The following is a 26032-nucleotide window of genomic DNA, read 5'->3' on the forward strand; positions in this document are numbered from 1 at the left end:
GGTGCGTCCCACCGATGGCGACTCGGACGGTCAGCCGCCGCCGAGTGCGTGCACGATCTCGACGCGGTCGCCGGCCTGCAGCAGGTGCTGCGCGTGCTGCCCGCGCGGGATGATCTCGCCATTGACCTCGATCGCCACGCGACGCTCGCCCAGACCCTGCAGGTGGAGGAGGGCGGCGATCGTGCTCTGGTCGGGCAGGGCCAGCGGCTGCCCATTCAACTGGATATCCATGTCGGCATTGTCGCCGATGGTGCGGCCGCTTGCCGCATTGCAGCGTGTGCGACGACGGGCTTGGTGGAACGATGCGCGCCATGCGCAGCCGTACGGCAGAGCCGGCGCGCAGCCCATCCATTCCTTGCCCCGGAGATCCCATGAAGCGTTCCTTCTCGCCCGTCCGCTCCCTGCTGGCTGTCGCGCTGGCGGTGGCGGCCACCCCCGTGCTGGCAGGCGACAGCCCGTATTCCCAGACCGTGTTCTTCGGCGACAGCCTGACCGACTCCGGCCATTTCCGCCCGGCGCTGATCCAGGCGGTGGGCCCGAACGGGGCCATTCTTGGCCGCTTCACCACCAACCCCGGCCTGGTGTGGTCCGAGTATCTGGCCGAGTACTACGGCACCGGTGCCGGCAGCGCCAACCAGGGCGGTACCAACTACGCGGTCGGTGGCGCGCGCGTGGGCACCAACACGTCGGGTGCGCTGGGACCGATCCCGTCGATGACGACGCAGCTGACCAGCTATCTCTCCGCCAATGGCGGGCGTGCCGATCCGAATGCCCTTTACACCGTCTGGGGCGGCGCGAACGACCTGTTCGCCGTGGTCGGGGGCGCACCGGCCCAGGCCACGATCGGCGGGGCCGTCACTGCCCAGGTCGGCATCATCGGTACGCTGCAGAACGCCGGCGCCCGCTACATCCTGGTGCCGACAATCCCCGACCTCGGCGTGACGCCGCAGTTCCGCGCAGGGGGCGCGACCGCGCAGGCCACCGGCACGCAGTTGGCCACGACGTACAACACCGCGCTGTTCGGCGCCCTCAACACCGCCGGTTTGCGCGTGATCCCGCTGGATACCTTCACGCTGCTGCGCGAGATCGTGGCCAGTCCGGCGGAGTACGGTTTCGGCAATGTCACCGGCACCGCGTGCAATCCGCAGATCACGGCATCCTCGGTGACCTGCAGCCCGCTCAGCTACGCGACGCCCAACGCGCAGGATATCTATGCGTTTGCCGATGGCGTGCATCCTTCGTCGAAGGCCCACGGCATCCTGTCGCAGTATGCCGTGTCGATGCTGGAGGGCCCGCGCCAGATCGCCTTGCTGCCGTACACCGCATCCGTTCACGGCCGTGCGCGCGCAGACCGCGTGGCCTCACATGTGAACGGCAAGCCGGAAGCCGATGGCATGCGCTGGTGGGGTGACGTGCGCGGTGATTTCCTGCGCTATGACGGCGGCAACCTGTACGACGGTGTTGGCCCGATGGGCACGTTCGGCGTGGACTGGTCGCGCGGCTCGTGGGTCTACGGCGGTTTCGCCGGCTATGGGCGTGCGAAGTACGATTTCGGCTTGCGCAGCGGCAGCTTCGATGAGTCGGACACGACGCTGGGCGGCTTCGCTGGCTGGTACGGTGACCAGTTCTGGGCCAACGCACAGGTCAGTTACACCTGGCTCTCGTACAGCGTTGATCGCGAAGTGCAACTGGGAGGCGTGACGCGCCGTCACAGCGGCTCGCCGGACGGCACCAACCTGACGGTCGGTGCAAGCGCCGGCTATGAATTCGGCGAGGGTGCGTTCCGCCATGGCCCTGTGGTCAGCGCGGTGTCGCAGACCATCGAGATGGACGGTTACAGCGAGAGCAACGTCAACTCGACGGCGCTGGCGTACCCCGACCAGGATTTCGATTCGCTGATCGGCAGCGCCGGCTGGCAGGTCCGCTACGCGATCAACGATCACCTGGCGCCGTACGCCCGCCTTACGGTCGATCGCGAGTTCCAGGATCCGGCAAAAGAAGTCTTTGCCCGGTCGCTGTCGTTGCCCGGGACGGCACCCTACGCGGTCCCCGGCCTGGATACCGATGACAGCTACGGCACGCTGTTGCTCGGCGCGCGCACCAAGCTGTTCGGGTTCGATGCCAACCTCGGCGTGAACACCACGGTCAACCAGGGGGGCGGCACCAACACGACCGCCTTCATGACCTTGAGCGGCGGCTTCTGATGCACGACAGGCAATGCGGTGCCGCACGCCGGCGCCGCATTGCCTTGGCTCGCGCCGCGGCATAGACTCGCGCCATCGTGCGGGTGTAGTTCAATGGTAGAACTGCAGCTTCCCAAGCTGCTAGCGTGGGTTCGATTCCCATCACCCGCTCCATCTCGCTTCTTTCCTTCCCCTGCCTTGTCATCGCTCCTGCTTCCGGGCATGGCATGCTGTGCGTGCCCTCCGTGATCGACTCCCCATGAAGCTCGCCATCCTGTCGCGCAACGGCAAGCTGTATTCGACCCGCCGTCTGGTGGAGGCAGCGCGCCAGCGCGGCCACACGGTCCGTGTTCTGGATCCCCTGCGTTGCTACATGCGCATCGCCTCCACGGGCTTCCAACTGCATTACAAGGGGCGGTCGCTCGCGGGATACGATGCGGTCATCCCGCGTATCGGTGCCTCCATCACCCGATACGGCACCGCCGTGCTCCGCCAGTTCGAGCTGATGGGGACGTACAGCCCCAACCCGTCGGATGCCATCCTGCGGGCGCGCGACAAGTTGCGCGCGCACCAGTTGCTGGCGGCGCAGGGCATCGACCTGCCGGTGACGGTTTTCGGCGACAACCCGGACGACACCAGCGACCTGCTGTCGATGCTCGGTCCGCCTCCACACGTCATCAAGTTGAACGAGGGCGCCCAGGGGGCCGGCGTGATGCTGACGGAGAAGCCCTCCGCCTCGCGCAGTGTAGTCGAGGCCCTGCGTGGCCTTTATGCCAGCTTCGTGGTGCAGGAGTTCATCGGCGAGGCCGAAGGCGCCGACCTGCGTTGCTTCGTGGTCGGCGACGAGGTGGTGGCCTCGATGCGCCGTCAGGCGCCGGAAGGAGATTTCCGCTCCAACCTGCATCGCGGTGGCACGGCCTTGCATGCCGTGGCGACGGAACAGGAGCGTGCGGTGGCAATCCGGGCAGCCAGGGTGTTGGGACTTGGCGTGGCGGGGGTTGACCTGATCCGCGCCCAGCGTGGCCCGCTGGTACTTGAGGTCAATTCCACCCCGGGACTTGAGGGAATCGAGGGGGTCTGTGGCGTCGATGTGGCCGGGCGGATCGTGGACCATCTGGCCGCCGCCGCTGAATAGGGGCACCCACGAAGGTGCGGTGACCTTCATCGTTGACTTCACACGAAATTAACGTCGCCTTTAACGGTGGTTTAATCGAAAACCGCGTAGCCTTGGCTCGACCGCAGCTCTGCGTTCGTCCGGTGAATACCTCTGGAAAGCACAGGATTACGGTAATCGGGGCAATCGTTTGGCCCAGGCGGGCGACCACCCGCCTGGGCTTTTTTGTCGATGACTTATGGCCGATGCCATCCTGATGCGGCGTGCCAGAATCGCATCCGGCGACCGTAGCCCCGCAATCCGCATTACGGCTGGTACTCTTCCGAATCACAACCCCCGTCACGAGAGGTAATGGATGCACAAGTTCGCATGGACGTTCGCGCTGGCACTGCTGCTGGTATCTGCCACGGCGGTTGCGAGTATCGGCTCGGGAAGCAACGGGCGCGGCGAGCGTGCGACCTTGGATGTCCATCAGTCCTTCCAGGCGCAGCGTCGTGCGATCGAGACCGATCTTGCCAATGGCGAAACCTACAGCGAGCTCACCTCCAAGGATCGCGTCCAGGTGACCGAGGCATTGGACAGGATAGGGGCACTGCTCAGCGAATCCGGCGATATCGCCGGGTTGGGCGAAGCACAGAAGGTACGCGTGTTCAACGATCAGGAACTGGTCAACAACATCCTGTCGCAGGCCGCCGACGACAGCCGGCTGGTCTGCCGTCGGGAGAAGCAGATCGGCTCCAACCGTGTCACCACACAATGCATGACAGCGCTGCAGCGCGACCGTCAGGCCGAGCAGGCGCGGAAGACGATGAGCGACTCGGCCAACTCTTCCCAGCGTTGAAGGAAACAGGGATGCGAATTCTGGTCATCGAAGACAACAGCGACATCGCCGCCAACCTCGGCGACTACCTCGAGGAGCGGGGCCACACCGTCGACTTCGCCGCCGATGGCGTGACCGGCCTGCATCTGGCCGTGGTGCATGAGTTCGATGCGATCGTCCTCGACCTCAACCTGCCCGGCATGGATGGGCTGGAGGTCTGCCGCAAGCTCCGCAACGAGGCGCGCAAGCAGACGCCGGTGCTGATGCTGACGGCACGCGATTCGCTGGACAACAAGCTGGCAGGCTTCGACTCCGGTGCCGACGACTACCTGATCAAGCCGTTCGCGCTGCAGGAAGTCGAAGTCCGCCTCAATGCCTTGTCGCGCCGCGGCAAGGGCGTGCAGACGCGGGTGCTGGAAGTGGGCGAACTCGAATACAACCTGGACACGCTGGAAGTCCGCCGTCAGGGCAAGCTGCTGCAGCTCAATCCCACGGCGCTGAAGATCCTGCAGGCACTGATGGAAGCATCGCCTGCCGTGGTCACGCGGCAGGAACTGGAGACGCGCGTCTGGGGCGAGGAGTTGCCGGATTCGGATTCCCTGCGCGTACACATCCATGGCCTGCGCGCGGTGGTGGACAAACCGTTCGACTCCCCGTACATCCAGACCCGCCACGGCATCGGATACCGCATCGCCGCGCCCGATGCCAGCAGCTGAGTCGCCGAAACCCCGCCGCCACCGCCGTTTCCGGCGGCGGCTGCGCACCCGCATCATCCTGTCGTTCGTCCTGCTTGGATTCGGCCTGACGGTCCTGTTCGCCTACGCGACGATCGTCGCGCGCCAGCGCGTCGAGGATCAGTTGGTCGAAGACGTGATGAACCGCAACCTGGACGAATCATGGCGCCGATTCATCCAGACGGATGGTCGGGTCGTCGGTGCTCCCATTGAGCAGATCAAGGCGTTCTACTACCTGCCGGACAAGTTCGAGAGCGTCCGGATCAATCGTCCCGAATGGTATGCGCTGCCAGACGGCATCCACAGCATCACCGCGCCGGGGGACGACGGCCGGCCGTCGCTGTACAAGCTCGGGGTGCGCAAGACGCCGCAGGTCTGGTTCTTCATCGCTTACGACATGAGCCAGACGGCACGCGCGGAAGTGCAGTTCAAGCGGACGGTCTACGGTTCCATTCTGGTCTTTACGGTTTTCTCGCTGGTGGTGGGCTGGTGGTCCGCCTCTCGCGTGATGAGTCCTGTCTCCGAACTGGCGGCCCGCCTGCGTGCGTATCGTGGCAGCAGCAATCCCCGGCCGCTCGCGCCGCATTTCCCCCAGGACGAAGTCGGTGAACTGGCCAAGGCGCTCGACGACTACTCGGGTCGCCTTACTGAAGTGGTCCAGCGCGACCGCGAGTTCAATGCGGACGTCAGCCATGAGCTTCGGACGCCGCTGGCCATCATTCGCGGTTCGGTGGAGTTGATGTTGTCGCGGCCCGATGTGGACGAGAAGACGCGAACCCGCATCCAGCGCATCCAGCGTGCCGAGCAGCAATGCACGGACCTGATCAGCGCGCTGCTTCTGCTGTCGCGCAACGAGCGCGGCCATGGCAATACCGACGTCGCGCGCGTGGTGGATCAGCTGCTGGACGCGCATCGCGCCACACTGGGCGGCAAGCCACTGGTGCTGCGCATCGAAGGCGAGGGTGGCGTGATCGTCGATTCGCCCGAAGCCGCACTCTCGGTTGCGTTGGGCAACCTGATCGGCAACGCAGTGAAGTACACCAAGGAGGGCGAGGTGGTCGTGCGCCTGCTGCCCGATGCGGTGGAAGTCATCGACTCCGGTCCCGGTCTCAGCCAGGAGGATGCCGCGCGCCTGTTCGAGCGGGGTTATCGCGGCACCCATGCTGGTCACTCGCAGGGCGGCGGCATCGGCCTGTCGATCGTGAGCCGCCTGTGCACGCTCTACGGCTGGCAGGTCGGTGTGCGTCCCGGTGAGTCGAAGGGGGTGGTCGCCACGCTGCGTTTTTCGCCGGAGCGCGGGCCAGAGTTTGACGAGCCGCTGGCCGGCGGGTCGTCGCAGGGTGCCTGAGCGCGCATCGCCGCGTTAGAGGCTGATCCAGAAACAGTTGTAAGCCCTGCGCAGACCGAAGGTCGTGTCAGCGGGCGTCGCACCGTTCTTCAGCGTCTGCACCACGCGCAGGCCGACGGGTCGCTGCCGTTGGCTCGCGGTCTGCGGGTAGTAGCCGTCCTGGTTCGCATCGACCACCGTGCCTTCGCCGTCGAGTAGCGGGGCGGGCGCGGGCCGGATGGGCACGATGTCGATCAGCGGGCGCTGCACCACCACGTCCAGCCGGTCGAGGATGCGGAGCGCGCCGGCATCCGAGGTGCCCGTCCAATGGTAGACGCCGGCGAGGCGGTTCACGTCCTGTGCCTGGATGGCTGACGACACCTGCATCACCAGGTCACTGAGCGTGCGCGAACAACCGCCTCGATACAGCGCGCCGGTGGCGGTCGTGCTGCTGGACGAAGGCAGGCGATCCATGGCGCCGACATCCTCGCAGCGTTTGTCGGTATAGACCGTGTCGCCGGACATCGTGGTGCAACGCTGGACACCTTGCTGCTGCGCGTGCGCCGGGGGTGCGCGCAGGCCGGCGTGCGTAAGCAGGCAGGCGATGGCGAAGAGGGGAATGGAACGCATGCCGCAGCCTAATGCGGCGCGCCCATCCGGTCATGGTACGTGCGCACGGAATCGCGGTGCCGTTCACCTGCCGGTCGGACGACCGGCAGGCGACTCAGGCGGACCAGCCCAGTCGCGACAGCACGGTCTGGGTGGGCTTGGCCAGGTTGAGCGTGTAGAAATGCAGCGAAGGCGCACCGCCCGCGATGAGGCGCTCGCACAGGTTCGCCACCACGTCGGCACCGAAATCGCGGATCGCGTCGGCGTCATCGCCCAGCGACTGCATGCGCTTGCCGATCCAGCGCGGGATCTCGGCCCCGCAGGCCTCGGAGAACCGGCGCAGCTGCGTGAAATTCGAGATCGGCATGATGCCAGGGATGATCGGGATCTCGACGCCGAGCTTGCGTACCGCATCGACGAAGTGGAAGTACGCATCCGCGTTGTAGAAATACTGGGTGATCGCCCCGTGGGCACCGGCGTCGACCTTGGCCTTGAAGTGGCGCAGGTCGGTCAGTGCGTCCTCGGCCTGCGGGTGCGTCTCGGGATAGGCGCCGACTTCGATATGGAAGGTATCGCCGTGCTCGGCACGGATGAATTCGATCAGCTCCGAGGCATAGCGCAGGTCGCCCGGATGACCCATGCCCGAGGGCAGGTCGCCGCGCAGCGCGACGATGCGCTTGCAGCCCAGCGCGCGGTACAGCCGCAGCAGTTCGCGGATTTCCTCGCGGCTGCCACCCACGCACGACAGGTGCGGTGCGGCGTCGAAGCCGTGGTGCTGGTTGAGATGGCGGACCGTCTCGGAGGTGTAGCTGAGGGTGGAGCCGCCGGCGCCGAACGTGCACGACACGTACTCGGGCGCATGCGCCTTCAGCTTGTCCGCGGTGCGGTCGAGCTGCGTGCGCTGCTCATCGGTCTTGGGCGGGTAGAACTCGAACGAAACCGGGATCGGCATGGAGAAGCCCCGAAAGGCAGGCGCATCCCCGCGCCTGCCGTGGATCGAGAGGGCGGCGTGGCGCCGCCCCCGTGCGCTGCGTCGATCAGTAGCGGTAGTGGTCCGGCTTGTACGGGCCGGCGACCGCCACGCCCAGGTAGTCGGCCTGGTCCTTGGTCAGCGTGGTCAGCTTCACGCCGATCTTCTCCAGGTGCAGGCGCGCGACTTCCTCGTCGAGCTGCTTGGGCAGGATGTAGACCTTCGACGCGTACGCATCCTTGTTCGCCCACAGGTCGATCTGCGCGAGCGTCTGGTTCGAGAACGAGTTCGACATGACGAAGCTCGGGTGGCCGGTGGCGCAGCCCAGGTTCACCAGGCGGCCTTCGGCGAGCAGGAAGATCGCGTTGCCGTTGCCGAAGGTGAACTTGTCGACCTGCGGCTTGATGTTGGTGCGCGTGGCGCCCGAGGCATACAGCGCGTCGACCTGGATCTCGTTGTCGAAGTGGCCGATGTTGCAGACGATGGCCTGGTCCTTCATCGCCTTCATGTGGTCGAGGGTGATGATGTCCTTGTTGCCGGTGGTGGTGACGTAGATGTCGGCGCGGCCGAGGGTGTCCTCGACGGTCGTGACTTCATAGCCTTCCATCGCCGCCTGCAGCGCGCAGATCGGGTCGATCTCGGTGACGATGACGCGGGCGCCGTAGGCGCGCAGCGACGCCGCCGAGCCCTTGCCGACGTCGCCGTAGCCGCAGACCACGGCGACCTTGCCGGCCAGCATCACGTCGAGCGCGCGCTTCAGGCCGTCGGCCAGCGACTCGCGGCAGCCGTACAGGTTGTCGAACTTCGACTTGGTGACCGAGTCGTTGACGTTGATCGCCGGGATCAGCAGCTTGCCCTGTTCGGCAAGCTGGTAGAGGCGGTGCACGCCGGTGGTGGTTTCTTCCGACACGCCCTTCCAGTCGGCGACGACCTTGGTCCAGTAGCCCGGACGTTCCTTGGCGACGCGCTTGAGCAGGTCCTTGATGACCTGTTCCTCGTGGCTGCCCGAGGCCGAGTTCACCCAGCTTTCGTCGCCCTGTTCCAGCTCGTAGCCCTTGTGGATCAGCAGCGTCACGTCGCCGCCGTCGTCGACGACGAGCTGCGGGCCGAGGAAGCCGCCCTTGCCGTCGGGGAACGACAGCGCATCGAGCGTGCAGTCCCAGTATTCCTCCAGCGACTCGCCCTTCCAGGCGAACACCGGCGTGCCGGTCGCGGCGATCGCGGCGGCGGCGTGGTCCTGGGTCGAGAAGATGTTGCACGAGGCCCAGCGCACGTCGGCGCCGATGTCCTTCAGCGTCTCGATCAGCACGGCGGTCTGGATGGTCATGTGCAGCGAGCCGGTCACGCGCACGCCCTTCAGCGGCGTGGTGGTGGCGTGCTTGCGGCGGATCGACATCAGGCCCGGCATCTCGTGCTCGGCGATGTCGAGTTCCTTGCGGCCCCAGTCGGCCAGCGAAATGTCGGCGACCTTGTAGTCGCCCTCGGTCGAAAACGTGCGTACTGCGTTCATGGCATTGCTCCGGTCTGTGCGATCAAGGTCGCAGGTTAGCCGGGCGCCGTTGCAGGTTCATTCCACCGAGCCTGGCCGGACTATGTGGAGAGTCCGCACAGGGATGTGCAGGCTCTTGCGGAAGGATCCGCACATGTCACGGTCGCAGCGCCCCTCGGCGAAGGGCGGCCATTATATCTCTTGTTCCGGATGAAACGATGGCGCACGTCTCCATGCGATCGGTTAGGCTTCGGATTGCTGCCTTGCAGCAGACCAGTTGTCTTCCGGGACAATACCAATACAGGCCAAACGAACGACGGGATCCACGCGCCACGCATGAACAGCCCCCGCAGTCTCGAATTCGCTCCGCCCGATGTTCCCTTGCGTGAAGACGTGCGCCGGCTGGGTGCCCTGGTCGGCGACATGCTGGCCGAACAGGTGTCCCCTGCCTTTCTGGATGAGGTGGAGCGCGTGCGCACCACGGCCATCGCTCGCCGCCAGGCCGGCGAGCCGCCGCAGTCGCTGGCAGGCCAGCTGGACGGGCAGGCGCCGGAACAGGCGGAGGCGCTGATCCGCGCCTTCAGTACCTATTTCCAGGTCGTGAACATCGCCGAGCGCGTGCACCGCATCCGTCGCCGCCGCGACTACCAGCGTGCCGGCAGCGCACGGCCCCAGCCCGATGGGCTGCACGACACGCTGTCCAAGCTGAAGGCGCAGGGCGTGACGCTGGACGAACTGGCCGACTGGCTGCCGCGTATCGACGTGGAGCCGGTGTTCACCGCGCATCCGACCGAGGCGGTGCGCCGCGCGTTGCTGGAGAAGGAGCAACTGATGGTGGCCAGCCTGATCAACGGGCTGGACGGCACGCGCACGCCCGGCGAACTCGCGACCGACACTGCGCGCTTCCGGATGGCGCTGACGTCGGCGTGGCAGACGTCCGATTCGTCGCCGGTGCGGCCGGGCGTCGAGGACGAGCGCGAACACGTCGGCTTCTACCTGATCGAAGTGCTCTACCGCGTCATCCCGGTGCTGTACGAGACGTTCGAAAACGCGATCACCGACGTCTACGGCGCCGCGCCGCAGGTCACCGCGCACCTGCCGCGGGTACTGCGCTTCGGCACCTGGGTCGGTGGCGACATGGACGGCAACCCGAATGTGGATGCGGGTACGGTCAGCGCCACGCTGGATGCGCAGCGGCGCATGATCCTGACGCGCTATCTGAAGGAGTTGCGCCAGCTCACCACGCTGCTCAGCCAGTCCACCTCGGTCATCGGCGTGTCGCCGGCGGTGCTGGCGCGTGTGGACGAGTACCGCGCGCTGCTGCCCGACGCGGTGAAGAAGTCGCGTCCGCGCCACGGCGACATGCCGTACCGCCTGCTCAACGACCTGATGCGCGCGCGCCTGCAGGCGACGCTGGAAGACAGGCCCGAGGCCTACGCGTCGCCGGAAGAACTCGCCGGCGACGTCGACCTGATCCTGCACAGCCTGGAAGCCAACCGTGGCATCCATGCCGGCTGGTTCGCGATCCGCCGGTTGGCCTGGCGCGTGCGCACGTTCGGCTTCCATCTGGCGCGCCTAGACGTGCGGCAGGAATCCAGCGTGCACGCGCGCGCGGTCGCCACTGCACTGGGCGATGGCGACTGGGAGGCGCGTGATCCCGTCGAACGTGCCGCGCTGCTGGGTCCCTACGCCAGTGGCGAGGACGTGCTGCCCGCGTCCGACCAGGAAGGCAATGAGCGCCTCGATGCCGTCTTCCGCGCACTGGCAGATGCGCGCACGCGGCACGGCACCGATGCGCTGGGCACCTACATCATCAGCATGGCGCACAGCCGCGCCGACGTGCTGACGGTGTTGGCATTGGCGCGACGTGGTGGCCTGGTCGATGACGTCGGCCAGGTGCCGCTCGATATCGCGCCGCTGTTCGAGACCATCGACGACCTCGGCCATGGCACCGAGGTGCTGCGCGACCTGCTGGCCGATCCGGTCTATCGCGACCACCTCGCCGCACGCGACAACGTGCAGATGGTGATGCTGGGCTACTCCGACAGCGGCAAGGACGGTGGCATCGCGGCGTCGCGCTGGGGACTACAGCGCGCGCAGGTGGACCTGGTCGATGCCGCGCAGGAACTCGGCATCAGGCTGACGTTTTTCCATGGCCGCGGCGGCTCGATCATCCGCGGTGGCGGCAAGACCACGCGTGCGCTGGAGGCGGCGCCGCGCGGCAGCGTCGACGGCCGCCTGCGCGTGACCGAACAGGGTGAGGTGATCCACCGCAAATACGGCATCCGTGCGCTGGCCTTGCGTTCGCTGGAGCAGGCGGTCGGCGCGGTTCTGCTGTCCAGCGTGCGGCCGCGTCCACCGGAACCGCGCGAGGCGCGCTGGCGCGAGATCATGGCGCTGGTGGCGCAGGAGAGCTCGAAGGCCTATCGCGCGTTCGTGCAGTCGCCACGCTTCATGGACTACTTCCGCAGCGCCACGCCGATCGACGTGATCGAACGGATGACGCTGGGTTCGCGCCCGTCGCGCCGGTTGGGGCAGGACGCTGCGCTGGGCAACCTGCGGGCGATTCCATGGGTGTTCGCCTGGAGCCAGGCACGCGCGGTGATTCCCGGCTGGTACGGCGTCGGCGCTGGTCTGCAGGCAGCGGTGGAGGCCTACGGCGAAGGCGCGCTGAAGGAAATGGCCCGTGACTGGCCGTTCTTCAAGACCTTCCTGGATGACGTCTCGATGGTGCTGGCCAAGGGCGACCTGAGCATCGCCGAGATGTACTCGAAGATGTCCGGCGGCCTGCACGACGAATTTTTCCCGCGCGTGCAGCACGAACATGCCTCCGTGCTGCGCTGGGTGCTGGCGCTCAACGGCAACGAGTGGCTGTTGCAGCATGACCAGCGGCTGGCGTTGTCGATCCGGCTACGCAACCCCTATATCGACCCGATCAGCGTGATGCAGGCCGACCTGCTGAAGCGCTGGCGCGACAGCGACCGCGAGGACGACGCGCTGCTGCACGCGCTGGTCGCCAGCATCAACGGTGTGTCGCAGGGCGTGCAGAACACGGGGTGAGTCGCTGCTGTTGTAGGAGCGACGTCAGTCGCGACCGCACGGCATCCGCTTACCTGCGGATAGCACAGTGCCAAGTGCATGCGGGCGCCGGCGCGGAAGGTCGATGGATGGACAATGGCGACCAGCTTCCGCGGTCGCGACGGACGTCGCTCCTAAAGGGAGCGACGCGCCTCAGCCATCCAGCTCCGACCAGCGCTGGTAGGCGCGGTCCAGTTCCGCCTGCTTCGCGGCCAGTTCGTCGTTCGCGCGCTGCAGGTCAGCGGGCGATTGCTGGTAGTACGCCGGGGTATTCATCGCCTGGGTACGCGTGGCCACATCGGCCTCCAGCGTTTCGATGCGCGCAGGCAGCAGCTCCAGTTCGCGCGCTTCCTTGAAACTGAGCTTGCGCTTGGCCGTAACGGGTTCGGGTTGCTGGGACAGTGCAGGCTTGACGGGCGAGGCCGCGCCCGTGCCTGCGGCAGGCACGCGGCGCTGGCGCAGCCAGTCGGAATAGCCGCCGACGTAGTCGCCCAGCCGGCCTTCGCCTTCCAGCACCAGCGTGCTGGTGACCACGTTGTCGAGGAAGTCGCGGTCATGGCTGACCAGCAGCAGCGTGCCCTTGTAATCGAGCAGCAGTTCTTCCAGCAGTTCCAGCGTTTCCACGTCCAGGTCGTTGGTCGGTTCGTCCATCACCAGCAGGTTGGACGGTTGCGCGAACAGCTTGGCCAGCAGCAGGCGGTTGCGTTCGCCGCCGGACAGGCGGGTGATCGGCGCTCGGGCGCGCTCGGGCGAGAACAGGAAGTCCTGCAGGTAGCCGATGACATGCTTGCGGCTGCCGTTGATCTCGACGAAGTCGCTGCCTTCGGCCACGTTTTCCAGCGTCGTGCGCGTATCGTCCAACTGGCTGCGGTGCTGGTCGAAGTAGGCGATCTGCAACCCCGTGCCCAGCTTGACCTCGCCCTGCTGCGGCGCCAGTTCGCCCAGCAGGATCTTCAGTAACGTCGACTTGCCGGTGCCGTTCGGCCCGACGATGCCGACGCGGTCGCCGCGCATGATCGTCGCCGACACGTCGTCCAGCAGCGTGCGGCCGTCGTAGGCCTGGGTGATGTCCTTGGCCTCGATGACCTTCTTGCCCGACGACTGCGCGGCGGCGGCCTCCATCCTGACGTTGCCGGACAGGTCGCGACGTTGCGCGCGTTCGCGGCGCATCGCCTTCAGCGCGGTCACGCGGCCTTCGTTGCGGGTGCGGCGTGCCTTGATGCCCTGGCGGATCCAGACTTCCTCCTGCGCCAGCAGCTTGTCGAAGCGCGCGTTCTCCTGCGCCTCCGCGTGCAGGCGCTCTTCGCGGCGGCGCAGGTAGTTGTCGTAGTCGCCGGGCCAGCTGGTCAGCTGGCCGCGGTCGATCTCGAGGATGCGGGTGGCCAGCGAGCGCAGGAAGCTGCGATCGTGGGTAACGAACACGATGCTGCCGCCGAAGGACTTCAGGAAGCCTTCCAGCCAGGCGATCGCCTCGATGTCCAGGTGGTTGGTCGGTTCGTCCAGCAGCAGGATGTCGGGGTTGCGCACCAGCGCCTGCGCGAGCAGCACGCGGCGCTTCATGCCGCCGGACAGCGCCGCGAAGTCGGTTTCCTCGGGCAGTTCCAGTCGCGTCAGCACCTGCTGTACGCGCAGGTCCAGGTCCCAGCCGTTGCGTGCCTCGATCTGCGCCTGCGCCTCGCCCATCGCGTCCATGTCGCCGTCGTGCAGCGCATGGTGGTACAGCGCGAGCAGATGACCGAGGTCGCCCAGGCCTTCGGCGACCACGTCGAACACCGTGCCCTGCGTGTCCTGCGGCACTTCCTGTGCCATGCGCGCGACGATCACGCCGTTCTGCACGCGGATTTCGCCGTCATCGGGTTTGAGTTCGCCGGCCATCAGCCGCATCAGCGTGGATTTGCCCATGCCGTTGCGGCCGACGATGCAGACGCGCTCGCCGGGTTCGATGGACAGGTCGACGTGTTCGAGGAGAAGCGGCCCGCCGACACTGAAGTCGACCCGCTGGAATTGCATCAGGGACATGCCGCCATTGTAGCCGCCAAGCACCGATGCGCGGCTCTATTCAGTCGCTCGCGTCGACGCGGCTTCCCAGGAGCGCAGCGTGCCGCTGTTCCATTTCCTCGCGCAGTTCGCGGCGCAGGCGCGCGGCGGCAAACCGGCGGACCTCGTCCGGCGAGGCGGGCTCCAGTCGCGGGACCGGTGTGGGGCGTCCGTCATCGTCCACCGCCACCATGGTGAAGAAGCAGCTGTTGGCATGGCGCACGCTCTGCTTGCGGATGTCCTCGGCGACCACCTTGATGCCGATTTCCATCGACGACGTGCCGGTATGGTTCACCGAGGCGAGGAAGGTCACCAGTTCGCCCACGTTGATGGCCTGGCGGAACATCACCTGGTCCACCGACAGGGTGACCACGTATTTGCCCGCGTAGCGACTGCCGCAGGCGTAGGCCACCTGGTCGAGCAGCTTCAGGATCGCGCCGCCGTGGACCTTGCCGGAAAAGTTGGCCATGTCCGGCGTCATCAGCACGGTCATCGTCAGCTGGTGGCTTTTCAGCGATTCCATGGCGTACGTCCGCTAGGTGAGGGGCGCAGGCTACCCGATCCCGGACCGGTTGGTCAGCCACTTCTGACGGGGGCGCGCGTGCTCCAGGGCCGGGGTGTCGGGGTCACCAGTCCGTCGGCTTGTAGTCCTTCAGGAACTGGCCCCAGACGTGCTCGCCGGTGTTGAGGCCGTGGATGATCGGATCGACGATGCGTGCGGCACCGTCGACGATATCCAGCGGTGGGTGGAAGCGCTCCTCGATGACCTTCCGCGTCGCGATCTCGATGGGATCCTCGTCGGTGACCCAGCCGGTGTCGACGCTGTTCATGTGGATGCCATCGCCGTGGTAATCGGCAGCCGCGGTGCGCGTCATCATGTTGAGCGCGGCCTTGGCCATGTTGGTGTGCGGGTGCTTGGTGGTCTTGAAGTTGCGGTAGAACTGGCCCTCGACCGCGGACACGTTGACGATGTGCTTGTCGCGGTCGGGCGTGCGCAGCATCAGCGGCTTCAGGCGCGCATTGATGATGAAGGGCGCGATGGCGTTGACCAGTTGCGTCTCCAGCAGTTCCACCGACGGCACTTCGTGCATCAGCAGGCGCCAGGAATTGCGTCCGCGCAGGTCGACCTGCTGCAGGTCCTGGTCCAGGCGTCCCTCGGGGAACAGGTGCTTCTGGCCCAGCAGTTCCTCGGGCAGCAACGGCACCTGGGACAGTTCGGCGGAACGGCTCAACCCGGCGGTATCGCCGATGCCGCCCATCGCGACCTGCACCGCCGTTGGATTGGCCTCGGGCAGCATGGTGTAGCTGCGCAGGCCTTCGTAGCTGCCCAGCAGCTTGCGGATGTGTTGCGGCGTGTCGTGCAGCCCGGCGGTTTCGGCCTCCATCATGTGCGCGTAGAACTCCGGCGGACGACGCACGGTCTGGCACGCGTTGTTGATGATGAAATCCAGCCGCGGCAGCTTGCCGACCAGTTCATGGCAGAACGCCTCGACACTGGGCGTGTGGCGCAGGTCCAGGCCGAATACTTCCAGCCGATGGCTCCAGTCGCCGAAATCCGGCTCCTGCGCGTAGCGTGCGGCGGAATCGCGCGGGAACCGGGTGGTGACGATGAGGTGCGCGCCCGCGCGCAGCAGTTTCAGGCCGGCCTGGTAGCCGATCTTGACCCGGCCGCCGGTCAGCAGCGCGACACGCCCGGTGAGGTCGGCCAACTCGGTGCGCTTGGCGAAATTGAAGTCCGCGCAGGCCGGGCACATCTGGTCGTAGAAGTGGTGGATCAGTGTGTACTTCTGCTTGCACACGTAGCAGTGCAGCAGTTCCGACGACTCGCGCGGCGCGACATCGGGCGATGGCAGGGCGGGCGCGAAGTAGTTCGGCGTGGTGAACACCGGCTTCCGGCGCAGTTCGCGGATGCCGGTCTGGTCCAGGACGGCCTCGGCGCGACGGATGGCTTCGACGTTGCGCTCGCGTTCGCGCTGCTTGGACTTCTGCCGGCGCAGCTTGGGGTCGGGCAGGTAGATCGCGGCGATCGCCCGGTGCAGGCGTGCGCGCTCGTCCTCCGGGCAACCGTCGAGCAGGGTGCGGTCGGCGGCGATCGATTCGAGCCATTCGAGCGCGGCGCGCACGCGCGTCGACTCGTCGGCAGGGTACGGAGGTGGCGTGTTGGCGTTCATGGCGTCGATCGGTGTCCGTGCGGCGGAGTGCAGCATGCGTGCGATCCGCAAAAAAAACACGGGCCGCATCGCTGCGACCCGTTGTCTTCGCCCCAACCCTCTCCCGCAGGCGGAAGAGGGCGGAGAAAAGCGGCTTACTTCAGCTTGGCGTCCTTGCGCAGCGCCTCGGCGCGATCGGTCTTCTCCCAGGAGAAAGCCGTCGCGGTGTGCTTCTTGCCGGCGCCGTCGACGTAGGAGATTTCCTTCGGCTTGCGGCCGAAGTGACCGTAGGCCGCGGTCGCCTGGTAGATCGGGTGTTCCAGATCCAGCATGCGGGTGATGCCGTACGGGCGCAGGTCGAAGTTCTTGCGGATCAGCTTCTCGATCACGTCGTCGCCGACCTTGCCGGTGCCGAACGTGGTGACCGAGATCGAGGTCGGCTCGGCCACGCCGATGGCGTAGGAGACCTGCACTTCGCACTTGTCGGCCAGGCCGGCAGCGACGATGTTCTTGGCCACGTAGCGCGCGGCGTAGGCGGCCGAACGGTCGACCTTCGACGGATCCTTGCCCGAGAACGCGCCACCGCCGTGGCGGGCCATGCCGCCGTAGCTGTCGACGATGATCTTGCGGCCGGTCAGGCCGCAGTCGCCCACCGGGCCGCCGATGACGAACTTGCCGGTCGGGTTGATGTGCACCTTGTTCTTCGGCAGCGCGTCCAGCCACTTCTTCGGCAGCACCGGTACCAGGATCTCGGCGCGCACGGCCTCGATCAGGTCCTTCTGCTTGATGTCCGGATCGTGCTGGGTCGACAGCACCACGGCGTCGAGGCCGAGCACGGTGTTGCCTTCATAGCGCAGGGTGACCTGCGACTTGGCGTCGGGGCGCAGCCACTTCAGCTTGCCCTTCTTGCGCACCTTGGCCTGCTGTTCCACCAGGCGGTGGCTGTAGTAAAGCGGGGCGGGCATGAATTCCGGCGCCTCGTTGCAGGCGTAGCCGAACATCAGGCCCTGGTCGCCCGCGCCCTGTTCTTCCGGCTTCTTGCGGTCGACGCCCTGGTTGATGTCGGGCGACTGCTTGCCGAGCATGTTGATGATGGCGCAGGTGTGGCCGTCGAAGCCGACGTCCGAGTTGTCGTAACCGATGTCGTTGATGACCTTGCGGGCCAGCGACTCGATGTCCACCCAGGCGGTGGTGGTGACTTCGCCGGCGACGATGGCGGCGCCCGTCTTCACCAGCGTCTCGCAGGCCACGCGTGCGCGCTTGTCCTGGGCCAGGATGGCGTCCAGCACGGCGTCGGAAATCTGGTCGGCGATCTTGTCCGGATGGCCTTCGGAGACCGATTCGGAGGTGAACAGGTAGCTGGACATCAGGCTTATATCCTTTGATTCGGATGGAAAGATGGGCGCGCATGATACACGCCGGGGGCAGTGCGCGCATTCTGCGCCGTTCAGGGTTGTCGGCGGGTTAAGGGCGGGCCGAACGCGCCTGTCACCGGACTGCCAGAAAACGGAAACCGCGCTGTCGCCGGCCTGGCGCAGGCTGCGCGGCGACACCCCGCCGCCAGCCCTTGCCCATGCGCCCGCTGGAACAGCAGATCACCGAACGTTATCCGCACTGGTTCCGGGGCCGTCGCGCCCGGTTGACCCGCCCCTTGCTGCGCACGCTGGGGCGCTGGTCGAAGCTGGACCAGGCCTACGCCCTACTCGCCGACAACGGCCATCTGCACGGGCTGGCGTTCGTCGATGCCGTCATCGACCACCTCAACCTGCGGTCAACCGTGCATGCCGATGGCGAGCGGCGCATTCCGGCCCAGGGGCGGGTGCTGATCGTCGCCAATCATCCGTCCGGCGCACTCGATGCGCTGGCGCTGCTGCAACTGGTCGGCCGCGTGCGCCGCGACGTGCGGATCGTGGCGAACGACTTCCTGATGGGGATCGCGCCGCTGGCCGACCTGCTGTTGCCGGTGCGGATCCTGGGCGGCAAGCCGGGCGCGGACAGCGTGCGTGCGGTGGAGCAGGCGCTGGAAGCGGAGCAGTGCGTCATCGTGTTCCCGGCAGGCGAAGTCTCCCGGCTGGGGCCGCGCGGCGTGCGCGATACGCGCTGGCGCCGCGGTTTCCTGAGGTTCGCGCGTTCCACCGGCGCGCCGGTGCTGCCGATCCGGGTGCAGGCGCGCAACTCGCCCCTGTTCTACGGCGCATCGGCGCTGTTCAAGCCTGCGGGCACCGCGCTGCTGGCGCGCGAGATGTTCAGGCGTGGCCAGCGACGGCTGCAGTTGCATGTCGGGCAGTGCTTGCGCGTGGACGTGGAGGATGACGCCGCTGCGGTGATCGAGCGCGTGCGCAGATCGTTGTACGCGCTGGGACGCGACGCGCGTACGGCGATGCCGGACGTCAGCGACGTCGCCGAACCACTGGTGGAGGCGCTCGCCCCCGAGCTGCTGGATGCCTGCATCAATACGCTGGACGTGCTGGGCGAAACCACCGACGGCAAGCGCATTTGCGTCGGTCGTCTGGCGGACGGTTCGCCGCTGTTGCGCGAAATCGGCCGGCTGCGCGAGCTGACGTTCCGCGCGGTAGGCGAGGGCACCGGCAAGCGGATGGATGTCGACGCTTTCGACACCTGGTACGAGCATATCGTGCTGTGGGACGCGTCGCAGCGGAAGATCGCCGGGGCCTACCGCATCGCCCGCGGCGCACCGGTGCTGGCGGCGCAGGGATTGAGGGGCCTCTACACCGCTTCCTTGTTCGACTATGCCGACGATGCGCTGCCGCGCCTGGCGACCGGCATGGAATTGGGGCGCAGCTTCGTGGTGCCCGATTACTGGGGCAGCCGCAGCATCGACTACCTGTGGCAGGGCATCGGCGCCTACCTGCGGCGGCATCCGCGCGTGCGCTATCTGTTCGGTGCCGTGTCGATGAGCGCGGCGCTGCCGCTGGATGCGCGTGAACAGATCGTCGCGTACTACGCGCACTACTACGGCGACGCGACCGGCGAAGCGCGGTCTCGTCATCCATTCCGCTACACCGCCACGCCGACCTGCTTCGACGCGCTGGACGCCGACACGGCGTTCCGCGTGCTGAAGACCAACCTCGACACGCTGGGGGCGACCGTGCCGATGCTCTACAAGCAATACACCGACCTGTGCGAACCCGGTGGGGCGCGGTTCCTCGCGTTCGGCGTGGATCCGGATTTCAGCGACTCCATCGACGGGCTGATCGAGGTGGACCTGCACCGTATCCGGCCGAAAAAGCGTGAGCGCTACCTGGGCGATGCCTGGCGTCCGGCGGAGGCTGCGGCATGAGCCCGCGGACCGCGCCACCCTCGATGCGGCGCGCGGTCTTCGTCTCCGATGTCCACCTGGGTTCCAAGCACTGCCATGCGGCGGAGTTCGCCGACTTCCTCGCAGGCTTGCAGTGCCGGCGGTTGTACCTGGTCGGCGACATCGTCGACCTGTGGTGGATGGCGCAGCGGCGGGCCTCGTGGGATGCCGCCCACCACCGGGTGATCGAGGCGTTGCATGCCTTGGTACGGAACGGCACCGAACTGATCTACGTGCCCGGCAACCACGACCGACCGGTCCGCCGCTTCTGCGGGCTGATGCTGCCGGCCATGCAGGTGCGCCGCCGGGCCATCCACACCACGCTGGACGGCCGCCGGCTGCTGGTGACCCACGGCGACGACTACGACGGCATCACCCATTTCGGCGGGCTGCAGGAAAAGTTCGGCGACTGGCTGTACTACCGCATCCTGACCGGCAACCGCCTCACCAACCAGCTGCGCCGCCGCTTGGGCCTGCGCTACTGGTCGCTGGCCGAATACCTCAAGCGCCAGAGCGATGCGGCCGAACGCTACATCGCGCGGTTCGTGCAGGCCGGGCTGGACGATGCACGCCGGCGAGGGCTGGACGGCATCGTCTGCGGCCATATCCACCGTGCCTCGCTGCTCCAACGCGAGGGTCTGGTCTACGCCAACGACGGCGACTGGGTGGAAAGCCTGACCGCGCTCAGCGAAGAGGCCGACGGCACCCTGTGCCTGTTGTCGCACACCGGCAAGGTACTCGCCGAGGTGGCGCCGACGGTGCGGCAGGTACCGCAGGACGTGCCGCGCGCGGCGTGAGGAAAGGCGCCGCCGGCTGCTAGGATCGGCGCATGGATTCCCTCAGCCAGATCGTCCTCGGCGGTGCCATCGCCGCCGCCATCGCCCCCGCCGGGCATCGTCGTGCCGCGCTGCTCGCCGGCGCGGCCCTGGGCACGTTGCCCGACCTCGACAGCCTGCCCATCGCGCTCGTCTCGGACGATCCGGTCACGCTGATGACGGTGCACCGCAGCTTCAGCCACTCGCTGTTCGTGCTGCCGCTGGTGGGGTGGCTGATCTGGTGGCTGTTCAAGCGCTTCGGCAACGGGCGCGTCGCGGCATCGCCGGCGCGCTGGTTCTGGGCCATCCAGTTGGCATTGATCACCCATCCGCTGCTGGACGCCTTCACCGTCTACGGCACGCAGCTGTGGTGGCCGCTGACGCCGCCTCCGGCGATGTGGTCGAGCATGTTCATCATCGATCCGCTGTATACCGTGTGGCTGCTGGTGGCCTGCGTCGTCGCGTGGTGCCTGCGCGAACGCGCTATGGCGCAACGCGCATTGGCGATCGGCCTGGTGCTGAGCACGGCCTATCTCGGCTGGTCGCTGCTGGCCAAGTCGATGGTGGACCGCGAGGCCGAGCGGTCGCTCGCGTCGATGGGGCTGGGCGACGCGCCGTACTTCTCCGTGCCGATGCCGTTCAATACACTGCTGTGGCGCGTGGTGGCGATGACGCCGTCGGGTTATGTCGAAGCCGAGCGTTCGGTGCTGGTGGACGACGGCCCGCTCTCGTTCCGCGGCTACCCGTCCAACGTGCAGGCGCTGCGGGAAGCGGCCGACGTGCCCGCGGTGCAGCGACTGGTGTGGTTCAACCGCGGCTTCATGCGGTCGCAGGTGCAGCACGGGCAGTTGGTCCTGTCCGACCTGCGGATGGGCATGGAGCCGGACTACAACTTCCGCTTCCAGGTCGCCGAGCAGCGTGATGGGCGTTGGCAGGCCATCGCGCCTGTACAGGCGCCGTGGTCGATGCCGATCGCCGGTTGGGACGGCGTCCGACGGTTGCTGTCGGTGATGTGGCATCGCGTCCGGCATCCTTCGCCCGAGCCGATACGCACGAAGCTGGGCGGAAGCGCCACGCCGCCCGCGCTCACGCGGGAGGCGGCTCCGGCGCAGGCCGGCCCGGCTCAGTAGACCGTGGCGCGTGCCTGCACGAAGGCGTAGAAGAAGACCGCGTCGGGATCGTTCTGCACGTCGTGCATTTCGCGGCGCATGCCGTCGACGATGTCCTGCGTCACCCGGCCAGCGTCCACCAGCGAATCGGCCGCCGACAGCAGCAGTTCTTCCCAGAACGCGATCATGTCCTTGCGGCGTGCCGGCTCGCGGTTGTCGAAGTGCACCGTCTTGATCTCGGTCACCACGTCGCGATAGCCGCCTGCCAACAGCAGGTTGCCCAGCTTGGCGCCGATGAACGGATCGCCGCCGCTGTCGTACTGGAAGTCATTGAACGCCATCCAGTAGCGCCAGGTGTTCGGCGAGTAGGGATGCAGCAGGAACGACGAGTTCATCACCTCGGTGATGTAGATCGGCGAGCCCGGCGCCAACACGCGACGGACTTCGCTGAGCACGCGCGCGGGACTGGGGACATGCTCCAGGATCCAGCACAGGAAGGCCGCGTCGAAGTCGCGCGCACCGAACGGCAGGCGGCTCGCGTCAGCCTGCTGCAGGCTGTAGCGGTCGCGGCACCATGGCATCGTCGCGAGGTTCTGCTTCGCCGCCTGCAGCTGCACCTCACTCAGGTCGACGCAGCTGACATGCACGTCCGGAAAGCGGCGCAGCAGGATCTCGGTCTGTGCACCCACTCCGCTGCCGACTTCCAGCAGCCGGCGTGCACCGGTGTAGTCGATGTGGTTGAAGAGCGTGCTTTCCAGCAGGCGGGCCTGCTTCATCAGTCGCGCCTGCTCCACCGAGGAAAAACCGTGGAGGTAGGCGGGGCTTTCGTTCGTGTCGGACATGGCGGGTGCCTCAGGCAGCGGCGGGCAACACCGGCGTGACGCCGGCGATCAGGGCATCGAAATAGTCGCGGGTCAGTCGCACCTGTTCGTCCGCACTCTCGGCACGGTTGACCACGGCGCGGAAGGCGAGATTTTCCGGGCGGTCCTTGGCGTACCAGCCCAGGTGCTTGCGCGCGATGCGCACGCCCTGCAGTTCGCCATAGAACGCATGGAGCGCATGCAGGTGCGCCAGCAGGATGTCGCGCACTTCGGACACGGTGGGCGGTGGCAGGTACTCGCCGGTGGCAAGGAAGTGCGCGATTTCGCGGAAGATCCACGGCCGGCCCTGCGCAGCACGGCCAATCATCACCGCGTCCGCGCCGGTCTTCGCCAGCACCTGCGCCGCCTTGTCCGGCGAATCGATGTCGCCGTTGGCGACCACCGGAATGCGCAGCGCGGCCTTGATCGCGGCGATGGTCTCGTATTCGGCGGTGCCGGTGTAATGCTGGTCGCGCGTGCGGCCGTGCACCGCCAGCGAGGCGATGCCGCTTTCCTGCGCGATGCGCGCGATCTCCGGGCCGTTGCGGTGGTCGCAATCCCAACCCGTGCGGATCTTCAGCGTGACCGGCACGTCCACCGCCTTCACCACGGCTTCCAGGATGCGACCCACCAGCGCCTCGTCGCGCATCAGCGCCGAGCCCGCCCAGGCGTTGCAGACCTTCTTCGCCGGGCAGCCCATGTTGATGTCGATGATCTGCGCGCCGTGGTCGGCGTTGTAGCGCGCCGCATTCGCCAGTTGCTCCGGCTCGGTGCCGGCGATCTGCACGCTGATCGGGCTGGGTTCGCCCTCGTGGTCCATGCGGTGCAGCGACTTGGCGGTGTTCCAGAAGCGCGGATCGCTGATCGTCATTTCCGACACCGCGAGGCCCGCACCCAGCCGTTTGCACAGCAAGCGGAACGGCTTGTCGGTGACGCCGGCCATGGGGGCCAGCATCACCGCAGGGTCGATGCGGTAACGGCCGATCTGCATGGCGGCATTATCCGCCGCGGAGGCGGATGGCGAAACCGCCGCGTTTACTCGCCGTAACGGGCGATGAGATCCGCGCGCAACGGCATCGCGAGTGCGGCGCCTGCATGCTCGGTCGATAGTGCCGCGTAGCGGTTGGCGAAACGCACGTGATCCGTGAACGCCGGCAGGGCGGCTTCCGCCAGCGACGCCGCCAGCGCTCCGTTGAAGGCATCGCCCGCGCCCGTCGTGTCCACCACGTTCGCGGCTTCGGCCGCGACGCGGTAGTGCGGGCGGGCGTCGCCGCGCAAGGCGTCTTCGGGATGCGACACATAGACGCCGGTGGCACCCAGCGTCACCACGACCGTGCCGTGCGGGAACAGTTGCCGGCAGTGCTGGTGCAGGGTGACGCCATCGAGCGTGGCCACGTCATCGGCGATGATGCGTTCGCCGAGATGACGCCCGAGCAGGGCGGCGAATTCGGTTTCATTCGGCGTGATGATGTCGGCGTGGGCCAGCAGCTCGGTGGTCGTCGCGGCGTTGGCCGGTGCCGGATTGAGGACGGTCGTCGCGCCGTGCTGGCGCGCGGCCTGCAGCACGGCAAGCACGGTGTCCGACGGGGATTCCAGCTGGACCAGCACGACACCGGCCGTGGCGAATGCGTCGGCCTGCGAGTCCAGATGCTCGGTTGACAGGGCGGCATTGGCGCCGGCGCCGATCACGATGGTGTTGCGGCCGTGCGCATCCACGTAGATGCCCGCGGTGCCGGTGGGCTCGTCGCTGGCCTGCGCGCGCAGATCCAGTCCATCCTCCTTCGCCAGATCACGCGCCAACCTGCCGCCGGCGTCGTCGCCCAGCGCGCAGACGAACGTGGTCGCCACGCCGGCACGCACGGAGGCGATCGCCTGATTGAAGCCCTTGCCGCCGGGTCCACTCGCGTAGCGGCCGGCGATGGTCGCGCCTGCGACGGGCAGGGCATCGCAGCGCCACACATGGTCGACGTTGAAGGAGCCCACGACGACGGCGCGGGACAGGAGGGGAGATGGCGTATTCATGCGGTGATACCTGAGGTCCCGACTACGGCAGCACCGCGGTCACGGGAGGGGAACGTAAGCAGTGGGAGCAGGGCGGCCGTCGGCCGCCCCGCCCGGATCAGCCGAAGTGCGACAGCACGCCGGCGATGGTGGCCGTCATCAGCGTGGCGATGGTGCCGCCCAGCACGGCGCGCAGGCCGAAGCGCGCCAGGTCCGAGCGCCGTTCGGGCGCCAAGCCGCCGATGCCGCCGATCTGGATCGCGATCGAGCTGAAGTTCGCGAAGCCGCACAGGGCGTACGTGGCGATCAGCTTGCCTTCGTCGGACAGCGCCACGCCGGCGACCTTGCCGTTGACGATATCGGCGAGTTGCAGGTAGGCGACGAACTCGTTGATCACCACCTTCTGGCCGATCAGCGAACCGACGGTGGTCGCGTCCTGCCACGGCACGCCGATCACCCAGGCGATCGGGGCCAGCAGGTAGCCGAAGATGGTGGACAGATCGGTCGGCTTGCCGATGGCGGCCGCCAGGCCGGTCACTTCACCGATCCACGTCAGTGGCCAGTTCAGCAGTGCGATCAGGGCGATGAAGGCCAGCAGCATCGCGCCGATGTTCAGGGCCAGTCGCAGGCCGTCGCCGGCACCACCGGCGGCCGCGTCGATGATGTTGCTGGAGGTCTTCTCGACTTCCATCTTCACCGTGCCACGGGTCAACGGCGTGCCGGTTTCCGGGATCAGCAGCTTGGCGACGACCAGCGTGGCTGGCGCAGCCATGATCGACGCGGCCAGCAGGTGCTTGGCGTAGAACGCCTGCTGCTCCGGATCGCCGCCGCCGAGCATGCCGACATAGGCCGCCAGCACGCCGCCGGCGATGTGCGCCATGCCGCCGATCATCATCGTGATCAGCTCGGATTCGGTCATCCGCGGGATGTACGGACGCACCGTCAGCGGCGCCTCGGTCTGGCCGATGAAGACGCTGGCGCAGACGCTGGTGGTTTCCGCGCCAGACACCTTCATCACCTTGGTGATCGCCAGCGCCATGATCCGCACGACGAACTGCATCACGCCCAGGTGGTACAGCACGCCCATCAGCGCGGCGAAGAAGATGATGGTGGGGAGCACTTGGAACGCGAAGATGAAGCCGTAGGTCTCGATGTTCATCAGGCCGCCGAAGATGAAATTCGAACCGGCGTTGACGAAGCTGAGGATCTTCACGAAACCGTGGCCCAGCCAATCGAACACCTCGCGCCCGCCCGGGACCAGCAAGACCAGCGCAGCGAAGGCGATCTGCAGGGTGATGCCCGTGGCGACCAGCTTCCAGTCGATGGCCTTCCGGTTGTTGGAAAACAGCCAGACGATGCCGATCAGCACCGCCAGACCGAACAGGCCGAAGCCGATCCGCCCCAAGACATCCAGCAT

At 67.0% G+C, this 26032-nt stretch carries 21 protein-coding genes, 1 tRNA gene and 1 riboswitch; of the genes, 10 read left to right on the plus strand and 12 right to left on the minus strand.

What is annotated here, in order from left to right:
• Nucleotides 1-30 precede the first annotated feature (30 nt).
• The gene (gene thiS / locus AX730_RS16995; RefSeq protein WP_062358435.1) at nucleotides 31-231 is read right to left on the minus strand and encodes a sulfur carrier protein ThiS; all 201 of its coding nucleotides are present in this window, start codon (nucleotides 229-231) and stop codon (nucleotides 31-33) included.
• A gap of 173 nt (nucleotides 232-404) precedes the next feature.
• On the opposite strand from thiS, the gene AX730_RS17000 reads away from it, so the two are divergent.
• The 6 genes from AX730_RS17000 to AX730_RS17025 all read left to right on the plus strand — a co-directional run bounded on the left by AX730_RS17000 (nucleotide 405) and on the right by AX730_RS17025 (nucleotide 6199).
• Complete coding sequence (locus AX730_RS17000; RefSeq protein ID WP_198147239.1) at nucleotides 405-2204, plus strand: autotransporter domain-containing protein; 1800 nt, start codon at nucleotides 405-407, stop codon at nucleotides 2202-2204.
• Nucleotides 2205-2283: 79 nt separating this feature from the next.
• Nucleotides 2284-2357, plus strand: a tRNA-Gly gene (locus AX730_RS17005).
• 85 nt (nucleotides 2358-2442) lie between these two features.
• Nucleotides 2443-3318, plus strand: coding sequence for a 30S ribosomal protein S6--L-glutamate ligase (gene rimK, locus AX730_RS17010; RefSeq protein WP_062358392.1), 876 nt, complete (start codon nucleotides 2443-2445; stop codon nucleotides 3316-3318).
• A 334-nt stretch (nucleotides 3319-3652) separates the two neighbouring features.
• The gene (locus AX730_RS17015; RefSeq protein ID WP_062358393.1) at nucleotides 3653-4138 is read left to right on the plus strand and encodes a hypothetical protein; all 486 of its coding nucleotides are present in this window, start codon (nucleotides 3653-3655) and stop codon (nucleotides 4136-4138) included.
• Nucleotides 4139-4149: 11 nt separating this feature from the next.
• Entirely contained in the window at nucleotides 4150-4833 is a 684-nt protein-coding gene (locus AX730_RS17020; RefSeq protein ID WP_055936695.1) for a response regulator transcription factor, read from the plus strand.
• Nucleotides 4820-6199, plus strand: coding sequence for a sensor histidine kinase (locus tag AX730_RS17025; protein ID WP_062358394.1), 1380 nt, complete (start codon nucleotides 4820-4822; stop codon nucleotides 6197-6199). The genes AX730_RS17020 and AX730_RS17025 overlap by 14 nt, the downstream gene beginning before the upstream one ends.
• A 15-nt stretch (nucleotides 6200-6214) precedes the next feature.
• Here the strand turns inward: AX730_RS17025 and AX730_RS17030 are convergent, their stop codons facing one another.
• The 3 genes from AX730_RS17030 to ahcY all read right to left on the minus strand — a co-directional run bounded on the left by AX730_RS17030 (nucleotide 6215) and on the right by ahcY (nucleotide 9267).
• Nucleotides 6215-6808, minus strand: a complete 594-nt coding sequence (locus tag AX730_RS17030; RefSeq protein ID WP_062358395.1) for a hypothetical protein — start codon at nucleotides 6806-6808, stop codon at nucleotides 6215-6217.
• A 94-nt stretch (nucleotides 6809-6902) separates the two neighbouring features.
• Entirely contained in the window at nucleotides 6903-7739 is an 837-nt protein-coding gene (metF, locus tag AX730_RS17035; RefSeq protein WP_062358396.1) for a methylenetetrahydrofolate reductase [NAD(P)H], read from the minus strand.
• 85 nt (nucleotides 7740-7824) lie between these two features.
• Nucleotides 7825-9267, minus strand: coding sequence for an adenosylhomocysteinase (gene ahcY / locus AX730_RS17040; RefSeq protein ID WP_062358397.1), 1443 nt, complete (start codon nucleotides 9265-9267; stop codon nucleotides 7825-7827).
• 34 nt (nucleotides 9268-9301) lie between these two features.
• Nucleotides 9302-9429: riboswitch (S-adenosyl-L-homocysteine riboswitch) on the minus strand.
• A gap of 153 nt (nucleotides 9430-9582) precedes the next feature.
• Here ahcY and ppc point away from each other — a divergent pair.
• The gene (gene ppc, locus AX730_RS17045) at nucleotides 9583-12306 is read left to right on the plus strand and encodes a phosphoenolpyruvate carboxylase (protein WP_062358398.1); all 2724 of its coding nucleotides are present in this window, start codon (nucleotides 9583-9585) and stop codon (nucleotides 12304-12306) included.
• A gap of 171 nt (nucleotides 12307-12477) precedes the next feature.
• Here the strand turns inward: ppc and AX730_RS17050 are convergent, their stop codons facing one another.
• The 4 genes from AX730_RS17050 to metK form a co-directional block, all read right to left on the minus strand.
• On the minus strand, nucleotides 12478-14343 hold the full coding sequence (locus tag AX730_RS17050) for an ATP-binding cassette domain-containing protein (RefSeq protein ID WP_062358399.1): 1866 nt from the start codon (nucleotides 14341-14343) through the stop codon (nucleotides 12478-12480).
• Between the two features lie 40 nt (nucleotides 14344-14383).
• Complete coding sequence (locus AX730_RS17055; RefSeq protein WP_062358400.1) at nucleotides 14384-14884, minus strand: acyl-CoA thioesterase; 501 nt, start codon at nucleotides 14882-14884, stop codon at nucleotides 14384-14386.
• Between the two features lie 103 nt (nucleotides 14885-14987).
• Nucleotides 14988-16532, minus strand: coding sequence for an SDR family NAD(P)-dependent oxidoreductase (locus tag AX730_RS17060; protein WP_062358436.1), 1545 nt, complete (start codon nucleotides 16530-16532; stop codon nucleotides 14988-14990).
• 134 nt (nucleotides 16533-16666) lie between these two features.
• The gene (metK, locus tag AX730_RS17065; protein WP_062358401.1) at nucleotides 16667-17878 is read right to left on the minus strand and encodes a methionine adenosyltransferase; all 1212 of its coding nucleotides are present in this window, start codon (nucleotides 17876-17878) and stop codon (nucleotides 16667-16669) included.
• Between the two features lie 206 nt (nucleotides 17879-18084).
• Here metK and olsF point away from each other — a divergent pair, with 206 nt between their 5' ends.
• Genes olsF through AX730_RS17080 form a run of 3 tightly spaced genes read left to right on the plus strand, consistent with a single transcriptional unit; the run spans nucleotide 18085 to nucleotide 21775 of the window.
• Nucleotides 18085-19812: a bifunctional ornithine lipid synthase OlsF gene (olsF, locus tag AX730_RS17070; protein WP_083538036.1), complete on the plus strand. Its 1728-nt coding sequence runs from the start codon at nucleotides 18085-18087 to the stop codon at nucleotides 19810-19812.
• Nucleotides 19809-20627: a UDP-2,3-diacylglucosamine diphosphatase gene (locus AX730_RS17075; RefSeq protein WP_062358402.1), complete on the plus strand. Its 819-nt coding sequence runs from the start codon at nucleotides 19809-19811 to the stop codon at nucleotides 20625-20627. The genes olsF and AX730_RS17075 overlap by 4 nt, the downstream gene beginning before the upstream one ends.
• Before the next feature lie 32 nt (nucleotides 20628-20659).
• The gene (locus AX730_RS17080; protein ID WP_062358403.1) at nucleotides 20660-21775 is read left to right on the plus strand and encodes a metal-dependent hydrolase; all 1116 of its coding nucleotides are present in this window, start codon (nucleotides 20660-20662) and stop codon (nucleotides 21773-21775) included.
• Here the strand turns inward: AX730_RS17080 and AX730_RS17085 are convergent.
• From AX730_RS17085 to AX730_RS17100, 4 genes are all read right to left on the minus strand, one after another.
• Nucleotides 21769-22596, minus strand: coding sequence for a class I SAM-dependent methyltransferase (locus tag AX730_RS17085; protein ID WP_062358404.1), 828 nt, complete (start codon nucleotides 22594-22596; stop codon nucleotides 21769-21771). The genes AX730_RS17080 and AX730_RS17085 overlap by 7 nt on opposite strands.
• Before the next feature lie 10 nt (nucleotides 22597-22606).
• Complete coding sequence (gene dusB, locus AX730_RS17090) at nucleotides 22607-23605, minus strand: tRNA dihydrouridine synthase DusB (protein WP_062358405.1); 999 nt, start codon at nucleotides 23603-23605, stop codon at nucleotides 22607-22609.
• Between the two features lie 44 nt (nucleotides 23606-23649).
• Entirely contained in the window at nucleotides 23650-24615 is a 966-nt protein-coding gene (locus tag AX730_RS17095; RefSeq protein WP_062358438.1) for a ribokinase, read from the minus strand.
• A 118-nt stretch (nucleotides 24616-24733) separates the two neighbouring features.
• Complete coding sequence (locus AX730_RS17100; protein WP_062358406.1) at nucleotides 24734-26032, minus strand: NupC/NupG family nucleoside CNT transporter; 1299 nt, start codon at nucleotides 26030-26032, stop codon at nucleotides 24734-24736.

Source organism: Pseudoxanthomonas mexicana (assembly GCF_001556105.1).
Lineage (GTDB): Bacteria > Pseudomonadota > Gammaproteobacteria > Xanthomonadales > Xanthomonadaceae > Pseudoxanthomonas_A > Pseudoxanthomonas_A mexicana_A.